Here is a 15,305-nt window from a genome sequence, read left to right on the forward strand (position 1 = left end):
ACGCCCGGCGGGGCCTCACCCCACCGAGGAGTAGGCCACGACCCCCCTCAGCAGCCCGTCCACGGCCTTCCGCGCGTTCTTCCCCACGCTCGACCCGGGAGGCGCCGCCGCCGAGATCTGCCCCAGCACGTCGATCACCTGCTTGCACCACCGCACGAAGTCACCGGCCGGCATCTCCACCTCCCGCAGCACCTCGTCGAGCCCCGACCCCGAGGCCCACATGTACGCGGCCCAGGCGAAGCCGAGGTCGGGCTCGCGTTGCCCCACCCCTTCGCTCTGCGTGATCCGGAACTCCTCCTCCAGCGCGTCCAGCCGCCCCCAGATCCGCACCATCTCCCCCAGCGCGGCCTTGGCGTTCCCGGACGGCAGCTTCGGCGCCATCGCGTCGTCCGCGGCCCGCGCCTCGTACACCAGGGCGGAGACACACGCGGCCAGCTCGGCAGGCCCGAGCCCCTCCCAGACGCCCGCCCGCAGGCACTCGCTCGCCAGCAGGTCCAGCTCGCCGTAGAGCCGCGCGAGCCGCTTCCCGTGCTCGGTGACCTCGTCCGCCCGCAGATAGTCCAGCTCCGTCAGCAGGGCCACGATCCGGTCGAAGGTCCGCGCGATGGTGTTCGTACGGCCCTCGATTCGCCGCTCCAGCTGCGCGGTGTCCCGCTTGAGCCGGTAGTAGCGCTCGGCCCACCGCGCGTGGTCCTCCCGGTCGCTGCAGCCGTGGCACGGATGCGCCCGCAGCTCCGCCCGCAGCCGGGCGATCTCACGGTCGTCCGCGGCGGCGGCCCTGCGCTTGCGGTGCCGGTCGGGCACGAGATGCCCTGCCTTGGTGCGCAGCGCGGACGCCAGGTCCCGCCGCGACTGGGGAGAACGCGGGTTGAAGGACTTCGGGATCCGCATCCGCTCCAGCGCCTCCACCGGCACCGGGAAGTCCATCGAGGCCAGCCGCTTGACCTGCCGCTCGGCCGTCAGCACCAGCGGACGCGGCCCGTCGTGCTGCTCGAACCCGCGATGACCGTTGGACCGCCCGGCGGACAGCCCGGGATCCAGCACCAGCGCCAGCCCCGCGTACTTGCCGGTGGGCACGTGGATGACGTCGCCCGGCTTCAGCTTCTCCAGTGCGACGGCCGCCTCGGCCCGTCGCTGGGCAGCGCCCTGCTTCGCCAGATCGGTCTCACGGTCCTTCAGGTCCCGCCGCAGGCGCGCGTACTCCTCGAAGTCCCCGAGGTGGCAGGTCATGGACTCCTGGTAGCCCTCCAGACCCTCCTCGTTGCGCTGGACCTGCCGGGAGATCCCGACGACCGACTTGTCGGCCTGGAACTGCGCGAACGAGGTCTCCAGCAGCTCCCGCGAGCGGTGTCGCCCGAACTGCTCGACAAGGTTGACCGCCATGTTGTACGACGGCTTGAAGCTGGAGCGCAGCGGGTACGTGCGGGTGCCCGCGAGTCCGGCCAGGTGGTCGGGGTTCATCCCGCGCTGCCAGAGCACCACCGCGTGGCCCTCGACATCGATGCCGCGCCGGCCCGCGCGGCCCGTCAGCTGCGTGTACTCGCCGGGGGTGATGTCGGCGTGCTGCTCGCCGTTCCACTTGACGAGCTTCTCCAACACCACCGAGCGGGCGGGCATGTTGATGCCGAGGGCGAGGGTCTCGGTGGCGAACACGGCCTTCACCAGGCCGCGTACGAAGAGTTCCTCGACGACCTCCTTGAACGTCGGCAGCATGCCGGCGTGGTGGGCCGCGATACCGCGCTCCAGGCCCTCCAGCCATTCGTAGTAGCCGAGGACATGAAGGTCCTCGTGGGGGATGGAGGCGGTGCGCTCCTCGACGAGGGCGCGCACCTTGAGCCGGGCCTCGTCGTCGTTCAGCCGCAGACCCGCGTACAGGCACTGCTGGACGGCGGCCTCGCAGGCAGCGCGGCTGAAGATGAAGGTGATGGCGGGCAACAGGCCCTCGGAGTCGAGCCGTTCGATCACTTCGGGCCGGCTCGGGATCCAGATCCTCGACCGCTGTCTGCGCTCGCGCTCACGGTCGGCCTCGCGCATGGCACGGCCGCGCCGGCGGTCCTGGTAGGAGGGTCGGCTCGCCTCCATCCGCGCCATCCGGGTCAAGTCCGGGTTGACGGCCTTCTTGTTGCCCTCGCCCTCCTCGAACAGGTCGTACATCCGCCGTCCGGCGAGCACGTGCTGGAACAGCGGCACGGGCCGGTGTTCGGAGACGATCACATCGGTGTCGCCGCGGACGGTGTCCAGCCAGTCGCCGAACTCCTCCGCGTTGGACACGGTGGCCGAGAGGGAGACGAGGGTGACCGACTCGGGAAGGTGGATGATCACCTCTTCCCAGACGGCCCCCCGGAAGCGGTCGGAGAGGTAGTGCACCTCGTCCATGACCACGTACCCGAGGCCCAGAAGCGTCTGGGAGCCCGCGTACAGCATGTTCCGCAGCACCTCGGTGGTCATCACGACCACCGGGGCGTCGGAGTTGACACTGTTGTCGCCGGTGAGCAGGCCGACCTTGTCGGCGCCGTAGCGGCGGCACAGGTCGGAGTACTTCTGGTTCGACAGGGCCTTGATGGGTGTCGTGTAGAAGCACTTCTTGCCCTGTTCCAGGGCGAGGTGGACGGCGAACTCGCCGACGATCGTCTTGCCCGAGCCGGTGGGGGCGGCCACCAGGACGCCCTTGCCCGACTCCAGCGCCTGGCAGGCCTCGATCTGGAACGGGTCGAGACCGAAGTCGTACATCGCGCGGAAACCGGCGAGCGCGGTGGCCTGCTCGACGGCGCGCCTACGTGCTGCCGCGTACCGCTCGGCCGGGGAGAGGTCCTCTGTCATCGTGCTTTCGAGCGTACCGGGCCCCACTGACAACAGGACGATCATTATCCGGATCGTGGCACCGTCGAGATCCGGACGCCCCGGCGTCCGAAAAGGCGTCCGAGAACGGCGGCGGGCCCCACCGAGTACCTCCGGTGGGGCCCGCCGCCGTGGCCACCGCTCCCGGGCGGCGGCCGGGTGTCAGGTGACGTCGTCGTACCCGTTGATCCGTTCCCGCCCTCGCTCGGCCTGCGCAGGGAGTTCCGGGCTCGCCGAGACGGACTCGATCTCGCCGACATCCTCGGGCGTGAGATCCAGCTCGGATGCCTCGTCGTCACTCAGCCGGGCGTCCGCGTCGTTCCGGCTCCGCCGCATGTCATTGAGCACGGAGAAGGCGACGGCGACGAAGTAGAGCACGCACAGGGGCCCAGCGAGCAGCAGCATCGAAATCGGCTCGCCGCCAGGCGTGGCGATCGCAGCGAAGGCCGTCAGGCCGACGATCATGCCCCGCCACCAGCCGAGCATTTTCCTGCCGCTCAACACGTTCGTCATGTTCAGCAACACCAGCAGGAGAGGCAGCTCAAACGCCAGGCCGAAGACGATCACCATGCGTGTGATCAAGTCCAGGTAGTCGTCGAGCGGCAGCAGGTTCTGGGCATTGTCGGGCGTGAAGCTGAGCATGATCTCTGCCGTCTGCGGCAGGATCGAGTAGGCAAGATACGCACCGCCCAGGAAGAGGGGGACACCGGCCCCCACGAACCCGAGCGCGTAGCGCTTCTCGTGCTGATGCAGCCCGGGGGCGATGAAGGCCCACAGCTGGTAGAGCCAGATCGGGGTGGCGGCCAACACGCCCGTCATCAGAGCGACTTTCAGTGCGATCGTGAACGGCGACAGCAGTCCGTTCGTGGTCATGGAAGCGCACGGCTTGCCGTTCCGCATGGTCGTGGCACCGTCGACACAACCGACCGACTCGAGAATCGGCCGCATCAGGAACTCGAAGATCTGTTTCTGAAAGAACGCCGCCACGATCGTGACGGCGACAACGGCGAGTACCGACTTCAGCAGTCGATTGCGTAGCTCACGCAGGTGCTCACCGAGAGGCATTCGCCCCTCGGCATCCTTCTCCTGCTTGCGGGCAGACTTGAGCAACCCACATCCTCGTCTCGTCCAAAGGCCTCAGCGGTAAGGAGTCAGCTCTGAGTCGTGCGTTGCGTCTCTGTGACGGGACGGGAGCTGGAGACGTCGCCGGGGGCAGCCTGGATGGTGCGCGGAGCGATCGGCTGCTGCGCAGCCTGGTCCTGGGTGGTCTCCGAAGCGGTGGCCGCCTCGTCGTCCTTCTTCATCGCCTTCGCCTCGCTCTTCAGGATGCGAGCCGACTTGCCCAGCGACCGAGCCATGTCAGGAAGCTTCTTGGCACCGAACAGCAGCAGAATGACGGCGATGATCAGAACGATCTCAAGGGGCTTCAGGTTGCCGATCATGTTGGACTCCTTCTGACGGCGTGGTCGGGGGTGGGTTCCGACCGTCCAGCCGGACATACATCCGAGCAGTGCGATCGTAACCCGCAGGAGTAAACGCCTGGCAATGCCTGCGCATACTTCGTGTTCGGCCCGCACCTCGTCCCTGGGCCGCGCCCACGAGCGTACCTGCCAAAGGTGAGAAGGCGACAAGACGAAGTGACACAAAACGCACTCACCGGGCAAGTCTCAGAAGGCTCGACCGGAACTCACAGGGCGTCCGCGGAGCGGGCCGCGCTCGCCGACGCCCGCTCCAGATCCTCCGCCGCCCGGCTGATCCTGCGCGCCGACTCCGTGACCTGCGTACCCAGCCGCCGGGCCTCCACAAAGACCCGTGCAGCGAGCACCCCGAGCACGACCAGCCCCACGAAACCCACAGCCACCGCGAACATCGCCCAGAACATGGCGACGACCCTAGCCCGCCGAATGCAGCCGCAGGGTCCGCACCCCGCCCCCGGTCAGCAGCTCCACGATCCGCTCGCCGGCCGGCTTGCGGACGGCGATGCCGCACTCCGGGCAGGTGAAGGAGTAGAACGTGGTCCTGCTGCTGGCGCCGATGGCCAGGCGCAGCGCGCTCGCACCCAGTTCGACATGGGCCCGGCAGTCGGGGCAGCCGGCTCTGAACACCACGTCCACGGCCTTCTTCATGCCCGCGAAGGCGACGGCCACGGTCATCTCCCGGATCTCCTGGATCTCCTGCACACCGGACTTCACGCCCGACCTCACGCCGGCCTTCACACCCGACACAACCGAACCGCCGCTCACAGCCCTCGCATCTCCTTGTTCCGGTCGTACGCCGTCGTCACGGTCCCGCCGTCAGGGACCCGTCGTCACCGTCGTCGCGGCCTCGTCGTAGGCCGCCAGTGCCTCGCGGGCCGCCCTGCGGGCACTGTCCGCGAGGTCCTGCGGGGAGACGATCCGGCCGTCGCGCCCGAGCCGCAGCGCCAGGCGCCGCAGCGAGGCCGGGTCGGGGGTGCGCAGGCTGATGCGCAGCCCGCCCTCCGGCAGCTCCTCGGCGGTGTCGTGCGGGTAGTACTCGGCGACCCAGCGCCCCCCTGGCCCGACCTCGACGACGACCTCGGGATCCTCGGCGGCGGGCTGCACCAGCGCCTGGGACAGGTCCCGCAGCTCGATCTCGGGCGGCGCGGACGGCTCGTCGAGGATCTTGATCTCGGCGACCCGGTCCAGCCGGAACGTACGCCGCGCCTCGGAGCGGCGGCACCAGGCCTCGACATAGGTGTGACCCACGCTGACCAGGCGGATCGGGTCGATCTCGCGTTCGGTGACCTCGTCCCGGGCCGGCGAGTAGTAGCGGATCCACAGCCGCCGGCGCTCCGAGATGGCCCGGTCGACGTCCGCGAAGACCCCGCCCTCGGCCTCGAAGGTGACCGACAGCCGCGAGCTGGCGCCCGCCGCCTCCCCGGCCGCGCCCTCGACCTTGGCGGTGGCCCGCAGCAGGGCCTGCCGGTCGCTCTCGCGCAGTCCGGGCAGGGTGGCCACCGCGCGGGCGGCCACCAGCAGGGCGGTGGCCTCGTCGGCGGCGAGCCGCAGCGGCTCGGCCGCCTCCGCGCCGAGGGCGGCCGGGTTGTGCCACCAGATGCGCTCGCCGTCGGTGTCGATGTCGAGCAGATCACCGCCGCGGAAGCTGGTCCCGCACATGGGCAGCACATCGAGGTCCGAGACCAGCTCGTCCTCGGTGATCCCGAAGGCACGGGCGACGTCCTCGATCCGGGCGCCGGGCCGCTCCCGCAGATAGGTCACCAGGGACAGCATCCGCCGGGTCTGGTCGATGGCGTTCGCCGGCCGGGCCGGTTTTCCCACCACGTTCTTACGTCCCCTCAACCCTTGGCCACGGCACGCAGCCGGTCCATCACGTCGGCCCGCAGCTCGGCGGGCTCCAGGACCACCACGTCGGGCCCGAACTCGACCAGCCAGGCATCCAGCCCGTGCCCGTACGGAATCTCCAACTCGTCCCAGCCGTCCCCGAGTTCCCGTACGGCGGAGGCCTTCGCCCGCAGCGGGTAGCCGGCGCCGGAGCGCAGCCGGATCAGCGCGGACCGGTCGGCGGTCTCCCCGGCCCAGCTCGCGACCGTCTCCCGGACCGTGACGACGTCCGGCACCTCGGCGGTGAAGGCGCCCCCGCGGCTGCGGACCTTGCCGGTGATCCGGGAGAGCCGGAAGACACGCTCCGCGCCCCGGTCACGGTCGAACCCGGCGAGATACCAGTGACCGCGCCAGCACTCCAGGGCCCACGGCTCCACATGGCGGGGCTCGGGACGCGCGGCGGTCGCCTTGCGGTAGTCGAACACGACCGGGCGCCGGTCGCGGCAGGCCAGCATCAGCGGTTCGAAGGCGGCCTCGTGCACCGGGATGCGCGGTTCCAGGGCGCCATGGGCCTCGTAGGGGTCGACCTCCTCGGGCAGCCCGGCCGCGCGCAGCTTCTGCAGGGCGCCGCTCGCCGCTCCGGCGAGACGGGCCTGCTGCCAGACCTTCGCGGCGAGCCCGAGGGCCGCGGCCTCCTCGGCGTCGAGGGTGATGGGGGGAAGGCTGTTGCTGACACGGCGGGCCAGATAGCCGACCTCGCCGTCGAGGTTCTCCACCGTCTCGATGACCAGGCCGAGTTCGCGCAGATCGTCCTTGTCGCGCTCGAACATGCGGTTGAAGGAGTCGTCGCTTCCCGCTTCGAGATAGGCCTCGATCGACTCCCGCAGCTCGCGCTTGCTGAGCGGCCGGCGCGTCCCCAGCAGACACAGCGCCAGGTTCATCAACCGCTCGGCCTTGGCAATGGCCATCGACGCCCTTCCTCCGGGTGTTTCCGCGGCACGAACCTACCGCTACGAAGCGTCGCGGCAAAAGCCGAGGGCCCATGCCCGAACAGGCATGGACCCCAGACAGTCGAGACCGGTCACGACACGGTCGTCCCTGACACGGCTTCCGACAGATCAGACCCCGAGCAGATCGACCACGAAGATCAGCGTCTCACCGGGCTTGATCGCCGGCGTCGGGCTCTGGTTGCCGTAGGCGAGGTGCGCCGGAATGGTCAGCTGACGGCGGCCACCGACCTTCATGCCCTGCACGCCCTGGTCCCAGCCCTTGATGACACGACCGCCACCGAGCGGGAAGCGGAACGGCGCCCCACGGTTCCAGCTGGCGTCGAACTCCTCACCGGTGGAGAAGGACACACCCACGTAGTGCACCGTCACGGTCTGGCCCGCCTGGGCCACCTCGCCGTCGCCCTCCCAGATGTCCTTGATCTCCAGGTCGGCCGGCGGCGCGCCCTCGGGGAAGTCGATCTCGGGCTTGTCAATGCTCACGTCTTCAGGCTCCTGCTTGTGTATGTACTGGACAACGCCGGACAGTCTCGCATCCCGGGGCCTCACATCTTCGCGAGGATGTCCACGGTGAACACCATCACGGAGTCCTTCTTGATGTCGCTGCCGCTCGGCGGCGTGTCCCCGTAACCCAGCTTCGGCGGGATGACGATGAGAAGGCGACTGCCCACCTTCTTGCCGGTCATGCCCTGTGACCAGCCCTTGACGACCTGCTTCAGCCCGAACGAGCTCAGCGCCCCACGGCTGTACGAGGAATCGAACTCCTTGCCGGTGTCCCAGAGCACGCCCTTGTACTGCACGAGGAGGCTGTCGTCGGCGCCGACCTCGGGGCCGTCTCCCTCGATGATGTAGTTCGCCACCAGCTTCGTCGGCGGGTCGACCTTCGGCACCTCGATGGAGGGGGCCTTGCCGTCGGTGTTGGTGCCCACCTTCGGCAGGTTCGCGTCGTCCTGCGCGACCTTCGTGCCCTTCGCCGAACTCTTGGCGTTGAAGGTGTCCTGCACGTCCACCACGAAGACCAGCGTGTCGGTGCCCTTGATACCCGCCTGCGCGTTGCCGTCCGGACCGTAGCCCCAGGTCGGCGGCACGGCCATCTGCACCCGGCTGCCGGCCTTCTTGCCCGCCAGCGCGTACCGCCAGCCGTCGATGATGCCCTGCGGGGAGAGCTGGATGACCAGCGGCGTCTTGCGGTCGTAGGAGTTGTCGAAGACCTTCGCCGTCGACCAGATCTGCCCCAGGTAGTTCGCCTGGATGTAGTCGCCCTCGGCGACCGTCTTCCCGCTGCCCGCGATGACCGTCTTCACCGCCAGGTCCTTCGACGGCTCACCGCTGCCCTTGGCCACGGTCGGCTTCTCGTCGAACTTCACCCCGCCCGTGATCGCCGGCAGCGGACCGTCCACGATCTTCGGCGGCTTCGCCCCACTCGCCGACGCGGACGGACTGCTGCTGGCCTTGGCCGAGTCGGACTCACCGTCACCACAGGCGGCGAGCGTGACCAGTCCAGCGGGAACAGCGATGAGGAGGGAGCGTCGGCGCACGATGAAGGCCTCGTATCGGTCGATCTTGTCGGATGGCGTGCGCGCAACTCTACGGCGTGCGAAGGGCGCCGTACGGCAAACGTACGGCGCCCCGCGTTGCGTTCCGACAATCCGGGCCGGAACATTCCGGCTCACATTCCGGCGATCAGCTTCTCCACCCGGTCGTCCACCGAACGGAACGGGTCCTTGCACAACACCGTCCGTTGCGCCTGGTCGTTGAGCTTGAGATGCACCCAGTCGACCGTGAAATCCCGACGCTGTTCCTGCGCACGCCGGATGAAGTCACCGCGCAGCCGCGCCCGAGTCGTCTGCGGCGGAACCGACTTGCCCTCGAAGATCTTCAAGTCATTGCAGATACGGGTGGCCTGACCTTTCCTCTCCAACAGGTAGTAGAGGCCACGACGGCGGTGGATGTCGTGATACGCGAGGTCTATCTGAGCGACCCGCGGATGCGACATGGTCATGTTGTGCTTGGCCCGGTACCGCTCGATGAGCTTGTACTTCATCACCCAGTCGATCTCGGTGCCGATCCGGTCGAGGTCCTCGGCCTCGATCGCGTCCAGCGTGCGGCCCCACAGCTCCAGGACCTGCTCGACGGTGCCCGTACGGATACCGCGGCGCTCCACGAAGTCCACGGCCTTCTCGTAGTACTCGCGCTGCACCTCCAGCGCGGAGGCCTCACGGCCGCTGGCCAGCCGCACCTTGCGGCGGCCGGTCAGGTCATGACTGACCTCGCGGATCGCCCGGATCGGGTTCTCCAGGGTGAGGTCACGCATGACCGTGCCCGCCTCGATCATGCGCAGCACCAGGTCGGTGGCCCCGACCTTCAGCAGCATGGTCGTCTCGGACATGTTCGAGTCGCCCACGATGACGTGGAGACGGCGGTAGCGCTCGGCGTCCGCGTGCGGCTCGTCGCGGGTGTTGATGATCGGCCGGGAGCGGGTGGTCGCCGAGCTGACACCCTCCCAGATGTGCTCCGCGCGCTGGCTCACGCAGTACACCGCACCACGCGGGGTCTGCAGCACCTTGCCCGCGCCGCAGAGCAGCTGCCGGGTGACGAGGAACGGAATCAGGATGTCGGCGAGCCGGGAGAACTCCCCGTGCCGGGCCACCAGATAGTTCTCATGGCACCCGTACGAGTTGCCCGCCGAGTCCGTGTTGTTCTTGAAGAGATAGACGTCGCCCGCGATTCCCTCCTCGTGCAGGCGGCGTTCGGCGTCGACCAGCAGTCCTTCGAGAATGCGCTCGCCGGCCTTGTCGTGAGTGACGAGTTCGGTCACGTTGTCACATTCGGGTGTCGCGTATTCCGGATGTGAGCCCACGTCGAGATAGAGGCGGGCCCCGTTCCGCAGAAACACATTGCTGCTGCGGCCCCATGACACGACACGGCGGAAGAGGTACCGCGCCACCTCGTCAGGAGACAGACGGCGCTGTCCCCTGAACGTGCACGTGACGCCGTACTCGTTCTCCAGCCCGAAAATGCGGCGGTCCATGACTGAACATTACGCCCGATCCACCGAGCTGAAACGGGGTTCGGCAGCACGGTTTGGATCATTTTCCGATGAGACCGCAACCACCGCACCCCCGGAGGGAACAGCGAGAACCCGTCCGGTGGCCAGCAGAACCAGCAACGACACCGCCCCTGCCGCGCCCGGCACCACGAATCCCCACAGGGACCCGCCCCACTCGACCACCGGCCCCGCCACCGCCGTTCCGGCCGACTGGCCCACAGTGAACGTCGTCACGATCCACGAGAACGCCTCCGTCACCGTGCCACGCGGCGCGTGCCGGTCGACAAGAACGAACACACAAGCGATGGCCGGCGCCAGGAACACACCCGCGAGCGCCGTCAGCCCCGTCATGCCCACCGGGCCCGGCATCAGCGTCAGCGGCACATAACAGACCGCCAGAAGCGCCACCAGCACCTGCAGACGCCGCTCCGGCGCCCCGCGCCACCGCCGCGCGCCGTACACCGTCCCGCCCACGAGGGCGCCCAGCCCCACACCCGCCATCAGCCACCCGTAGACGGCGTCCCCGCCGTGACCGTCCGCGTACGACACGGCGGCCACCGTGATCGAACCGAGCGCGATACCGACGAAGAAGAACGCGCCGAGCAGCGCCAGCAGCCCCGGCGAACGCAGCGCGCCCAGCCAGTGGGCCTCACGCGGAGCCGAACGCCAGGCCCGCGAAGGCGGCGACACGACCACCCACAGCGCGCCGAGCACCCCCACGACACTGAGCACGACGAGCGCCGCCGACGCCGACCACAGCGCCACGCACAGGGTCACCAGCAGCGGCCCGACCGTGAACATGACCTCCTGCGCCACCGCGTCCATCGCGTACGCCGTGTGCACCTGCTCCTCCCCGCGCAGCACGGAGGACCACAGCGCCCGCAGCCCGCCCTCCAGCGGGGGCGTGAACAGCCCGGCGACCGCCATGGCGAGATACGCCACCGGCAGGGGATCCAGCCCCGACAGGGCGAAGGCGGACATGGCCAGGGCCGACACGACGGCCGCCGGGAGCTGCACACGCGGCTGGCCGTGCAGATCCACGAGCCGTCCCAGCAGCGGCTGGCCCACGGCGTTGGCGAGGCCGTACACGGCCGCCAGCGCGCCCGCGAGGCTGTAGCTGCCGCCTTCCGCCCGCACGAAGAGCACGATCGCGATCGCGGCCGTGGCGTTCGGCAGCCGGCCCACCAGCGTTCCGGCGAGCAGCCGCGCGGCGTGCCGCGTCCTGAGGATCCCGAGATATCCGGCGGCCATGTCCTGCCTCTCGAAGGGCGCTCGACGAGCGAAGTGTTACGTATAACGTCTCCCGTCATACGTACCATGTGCCCTGTCCACCAGTCCATACGAAGGAGCACGCCGACCGTGGCACGAGGTAGTACACGGCCCACGAGCCGTGACGTCGCCCAGGCCGCAGGCGTCTCCCAGGCCGCCGTCTCCCTCGTCCTCGGCGACAAATGGCGCGGCCGCGTCTCCGAGGCCACCGCCCAACGCGTCCGCGACACCGCACGCGACCTGGGCTACCGCCCCAACCTCGCCGCCCGCAACCTCCGCCTCGGCCGCACCCGCACCGTCCTGCTCGTCGTCCCCGCCCTGACCACCGAATTCTTCGCCGGCGTCTACACCGGCGCCGCCCGCGTCGCCGCCCGCCACGGCTTCGGCGTCGTCCTCTACCCCTCCCCCGAAGGCGTCGGCCCCGCCCGCGACCCCTTCGCCTCCGCCCAGGCCGCCCTCGACGGCGTGATCGCCTCCTCCATGGCCGCCGACGCCCTCACCGCCATCCGCGGCGACCAACTGCCCCTCGTCATGCTCGACAGCGACCCCGAGGGCAGCCTCGGAGCCGCGACGGTCAACCTCGACATCCGCGACGGCGTCCGACAGGTCGCCGAACACCTGCTCGCCCTGGGACACCGCGACTTCCTGCACCTCGCCGCGGACATCCCCTCCTGGACCTTCCACGTCCGCGCGCGGGAGCTGGCCGCACGGGTGGGTTCCGTGCCGGGCACATCCCTGCGGACAGCCGCCGCTCCGATCTCCATCGAGGGGGCACTGGCCGCGGCGGAAGCGGCCCTGACCGAAACCGGCGGCGCCGACGGACGTCCCACCGCGGTGGTGTGCGACGACGACAAGCTGGCGGCCGGGGTCTACAAGGCCGTACGGCGACTGGGACTGCGGATCCCCGAGGACGTCTCCGTGACCGGCCTCGACGACCTCGCCCTCGCCACAGCACTCGACCCCGAGCTGACCACCGTGCGACTGGACTCCGAGCTGTTCGGGGAACGGGGCATGGAAGCACTGCTCGCCGTCCTGGACGGGCGCACGCCGCCGGAGGGGGACATCCCGGTCCAGCTGGTGGTACGGGGATCCACGGCCCGGGCAAGAGCCTGAGACACGGCACCGTCGGGCGCCTCCGCGAACGACACGGAACGCCGCGCGCCCCGGCCTGTACCGGCCGGGGCGCACTACGGACAGGGCTGTACGAGCCGCAAGGGCTACTCGTCCTCGTCCTCCGTGGAGCTCTCCGCCTCCGTGGTGGCGCCACCCACCTCCAGCAGACGGGCGAGCTGACGACCGACGATGCGCTTGAACTTGCGCTGCTGCGGTCGCGTACGGTCCAGGACCGCCACCTCCAGACGCTCGGCGGGGATCTCCCGCTCGGTGCCGTTGGTGTCACGCGACAGAGCCTGGACGGCGAGCTTCAGCGCCTCCGCCAGGGACATGCCGTCCTGGTGCCGCTGATCCAGATAGCTGCTGATCTGCTCGGCGTTGCCACCGACCGCGACCGAACCGTGCTCGTCGACGATCGAACCGTCATGCGGCAGCCGATAGATCTGATCACCCTCAGGGGTCTCCCCCACCTCGGCCACGACCAGCTCCACCTCGTACGGCTTCTCGGCCGCCGAGGAGAAGATCGTGCCCAGGGTCTGGGCGTAGACGTTCGCCAGACCACGAGCGGTCACATCGTCACGGTCGTAGGTGTACCCACGAAGGTCGGCGTAGCGCACACCACCGATCCGCAGGTTCTCGTACTCGTTGTACTTGCCGGCGGCCGCGAAGCCGATCCGGTCGTAGATCTCGCTGAACTTGTGCAGCGCGCGGGACGGGTTCTCGCCGACGAACACGATGCCGTCGGCATACTGCAGCACGACCAGGCTGCGGCCCCGGGCGATGCCCTTGCGGGCGTACTCCGCCCGGTCCGCCATCGCCTGCTGGGGTGAGACATAGAACGGAGTCGACACCGGTTATCCGTCCCTTTCTGTCGAAGTCACTGGATCACCTTGATAAGAGGGCCGTCGCGGGCCGGACCGGCTAGAGCAGCGCGGCCCGGGGACCGTCCGGCTGCTCCAGACGCCGCTCCAGGATCGAACGGGCGATCTCGGAGGACTCCTCGTCGGTGAGACGGCGGAAACCGTCCTCGGTGATCACGGTGACGATGGGGTAGATCCGGCGGGCGACATCGGGGCCACCGGTGGCCGAGTCGTCGTCTGCCGCGTCGTAGAGGGCCTGGATCACCAGGGTCGTGGCCTCGTCCTCGGCGAGGTCGGCACGGAAGAGCTTCTTCATGGCACCGCGCGCGAAGATCGAGCCGGAGCCGGTGGCCGCGTAACCGCTCTCCTCGGAACGGCCGCCCGTCACGTCGTAGGAGAAGATGCGCCCCTTCTCGCGGTCCACGTCGTAACCGGCGAAGAGCGGGACGACGGCCAGACCCTGCATGGCCATGCCGAGGTTGGAACGGATCATGGTGGACAGCCGGTTCGCCTTGCCCTCCAGGGAGAGCTGGGCGCCTTCCACCTTCTCGAAGTGCTCCAGCTCCAGCTGGAACAGCTTCACCATCTCCACGGCCAGACCGGCCGTGCCGGCGATACCCACCGCCGAGTACTCGTCCGCCGGGAACACCTTCTCGATGTCCCGCTGCGCGATCATGTTCCCCATCGTGGCCCGGCGGTCACCGGCGAGCACCACGCCGCCGGGGAACGTCACGGCGACGATCGTCGTTCCGTGCGGGGCCTCGATGACGCCCTGGGTCGGCGGCAGCTGCCGCTTGCCGGGGAGCAGCTCCGGCTGGTGGTCCGACAGGAAGTCCATGAAGGACGACGACCCAGGCGTCAGGAAGGCAGCTGGTAGACGCCCGGTGCTACGAGTGTTGGCTTCCACGCGTTTCCTTCCACGTATGTCGCAGCCCGCCTTATGACGTCGGGCCGATCCTTGAACTGCCCCAGCGCCGCGTTGCAGCTGAAGCACAGTACGCCTCGGACCCTACCCGTCTCGTGGCAGTGATCCACATGCACCGGCAAAGCCGCCAAACATATGCAGCAGACGCCTCCTTGAGAGGCGATCAACTCGTCACGTTCGGCTTCGGTGATGCCGTATTGGCGCTTCAGATGGTCCTGCCGGCTCTGGAAAGCTCGGCACGCCTTACCACGCGTCGACAGGCCGTCGGAGGCGGTTGCGTTGCGATGCCACTCGCTGTGCGGCTTGACCTCGCCGCATGTCCGGCAGAGCTTGTGCCCAGCGGAAACCTCCACCTGTTCCCGTACGGGCTTCCCCATGGCCTCCCGGCGACGCCGGTAGTGCGCGGCGCTGTACTCGGCCACGCACTCCCGGCACCTCACCTGGAGGCCATCGCTACGGTTCTTGTCCTTCGCGAACGCCGTGACGGGCAGCACTCGCCCACACCCGCTACACCGCTTGCCGGACTCTTCCATCCCCCGCCGCCCGAATCTTCAATCCGAAGGTGAACTCCACCCTGTCCCTTTACTCGCCACCCTTTTGCACGAAGGAGCGCACGAAATCCTCGGCATTTTCCTCGAGTACGTCATCGATTTCGTCGAGAACCGAGTCCACGTCGTCGCTCAGCTTCTCCTGGCGTTCCTTGAGGTCCTCCGAGGCCTGCGCCTCCGGCGCCGCCTCGGTCTCCTCGGTGGAACGGGTGGCCTTCTGCTGGCCGCCGCCGGTGTCCTTGGTCGCCATAACCCTCACCCCGCTCTGTTTGCCCGACATGGTCGGCAGGTCGGCTTTCCTGCCGATCGGTGATGATCAGACCCTACAAGCCGGGTCCGACATTGGCCCCGTCGTTTCCTCAACGTCCGGGGGCCACCTCGATGATTCCCGGAC

The 15,305-nt window shown here is 69.0% G+C and carries 16 protein-coding genes; 1 reads left to right on the forward strand and 15 read right to left on the reverse strand.

Annotated features, from left to right (window positions below):
- Positions 1–15: 15 nt before the first annotated feature.
- From ACZ6BB_RS14430 to ACZ6BB_RS14480, 11 genes are all read right to left on the reverse strand, one after another.
- Complete coding sequence (locus tag ACZ6BB_RS14430) at positions 16–2,865, reverse strand: DEAD/DEAH box helicase (RefSeq protein ID WP_471615533.1); 2,850 nt, start codon at positions 2,863–2,865, stop codon at positions 16–18.
- A gap of 135 nt (positions 2,866–3,000) precedes the next feature.
- Entirely contained in the window at positions 3,001–3,948 is a 948-nt protein-coding gene (gene tatC / locus ACZ6BB_RS14435) for a twin-arginine translocase subunit TatC (protein WP_390806669.1), read from the reverse strand.
- 41 nt (positions 3,949–3,989) lie between these two features.
- On the reverse strand, positions 3,990–4,280 hold the full coding sequence (tatA, locus tag ACZ6BB_RS14440) for a Sec-independent protein translocase subunit TatA (protein ID WP_390806670.1): 291 nt from the start codon (positions 4,278–4,280) through the stop codon (positions 3,990–3,992).
- Between the two features lie 245 nt (positions 4,281–4,525).
- Positions 4,526–4,720: a hypothetical protein gene (locus ACZ6BB_RS14445; RefSeq protein WP_037701791.1), complete on the reverse strand. Its 195-nt coding sequence runs from the start codon at positions 4,718–4,720 to the stop codon at positions 4,526–4,528.
- A gap of 10 nt (positions 4,721–4,730) precedes the next feature.
- The gene (locus ACZ6BB_RS14450; protein WP_471615736.1) at positions 4,731–4,991 is read right to left on the reverse strand and encodes a hypothetical protein; all 261 of its coding nucleotides are present in this window, start codon (positions 4,989–4,991) and stop codon (positions 4,731–4,733) included.
- Between the two features lie 141 nt (positions 4,992–5,132).
- On the reverse strand, positions 5,133–6,140 hold the full coding sequence (locus tag ACZ6BB_RS14455) for a helix-turn-helix transcriptional regulator (RefSeq protein ID WP_471615534.1): 1,008 nt from the start codon (positions 6,138–6,140) through the stop codon (positions 5,133–5,135).
- Between the two features lie 14 nt (positions 6,141–6,154).
- Positions 6,155–7,108: a helix-turn-helix transcriptional regulator gene (locus tag ACZ6BB_RS14460; RefSeq protein ID WP_471615535.1), complete on the reverse strand. Its 954-nt coding sequence runs from the start codon at positions 7,106–7,108 to the stop codon at positions 6,155–6,157.
- A 150-nt stretch (positions 7,109–7,258) separates the two neighbouring features.
- Entirely contained in the window at positions 7,259–7,630 is a 372-nt protein-coding gene (locus tag ACZ6BB_RS14465) for an FKBP-type peptidyl-prolyl cis-trans isomerase (RefSeq protein ID WP_079663377.1), read from the reverse strand.
- 62 nt (positions 7,631–7,692) lie between these two features.
- On the reverse strand, positions 7,693–8,685 hold the full coding sequence (locus ACZ6BB_RS14470) for an FKBP-type peptidyl-prolyl cis-trans isomerase (protein ID WP_471615536.1): 993 nt from the start codon (positions 8,683–8,685) through the stop codon (positions 7,693–7,695).
- A gap of 131 nt (positions 8,686–8,816) precedes the next feature.
- A complete protein-coding gene (gene pafA, locus ACZ6BB_RS14475) occupies positions 8,817–10,178 on the reverse strand; it encodes a Pup--protein ligase (RefSeq protein WP_037701799.1) in 1,362 nt (453 codons plus the stop codon).
- A 9-nt stretch (positions 10,179–10,187) separates the two neighbouring features.
- Positions 10,188–11,447, reverse strand: coding sequence for an MFS transporter (locus tag ACZ6BB_RS14480; RefSeq protein WP_471615537.1), 1,260 nt, complete (start codon positions 11,445–11,447; stop codon positions 10,188–10,190).
- A 108-nt stretch (positions 11,448–11,555) separates the two neighbouring features.
- Here ACZ6BB_RS14480 and ACZ6BB_RS14485 point away from each other — a divergent pair, with 108 nt between their 5' ends.
- The gene (locus tag ACZ6BB_RS14485; RefSeq protein WP_471615538.1) at positions 11,556–12,578 is read left to right on the forward strand and encodes a LacI family DNA-binding transcriptional regulator; all 1,023 of its coding nucleotides are present in this window, start codon (positions 11,556–11,558) and stop codon (positions 12,576–12,578) included.
- Positions 12,579–12,682: 104 nt separating this feature from the next.
- On the opposite strand, the gene prcA is transcribed toward ACZ6BB_RS14485, so the two are convergent.
- The 4 genes from prcA to ACZ6BB_RS14505 form a co-directional block, all read right to left on the reverse strand.
- Positions 12,683–13,429: a proteasome subunit alpha gene (prcA, locus tag ACZ6BB_RS14490; RefSeq protein WP_033531664.1), complete on the reverse strand. Its 747-nt coding sequence runs from the start codon at positions 13,427–13,429 to the stop codon at positions 12,683–12,685.
- Positions 13,430–13,499: 70 nt separating this feature from the next.
- The gene (prcB, locus tag ACZ6BB_RS14495) at positions 13,500–14,345 is read right to left on the reverse strand and encodes a proteasome subunit beta (RefSeq protein WP_471615539.1); all 846 of its coding nucleotides are present in this window, start codon (positions 14,343–14,345) and stop codon (positions 13,500–13,502) included.
- Complete coding sequence (locus ACZ6BB_RS14500; RefSeq protein WP_471615540.1) at positions 14,297–14,896, reverse strand: endonuclease VII domain-containing protein; 600 nt, start codon at positions 14,894–14,896, stop codon at positions 14,297–14,299. Before ACZ6BB_RS14500 ends, prcB begins: the two co-directional genes overlap by 49 nt.
- A 49-nt stretch (positions 14,897–14,945) precedes the next feature.
- Entirely contained in the window at positions 14,946–15,161 is a 216-nt protein-coding gene (locus tag ACZ6BB_RS14505; protein ID WP_005485230.1) for a ubiquitin-like protein Pup, read from the reverse strand.
- Positions 15,162–15,305: the final 144 nt, after the last annotated feature.

The sequence above is a fragment of the Streptomyces sp. NPDC041108 genome, assembly GCF_055592645.1.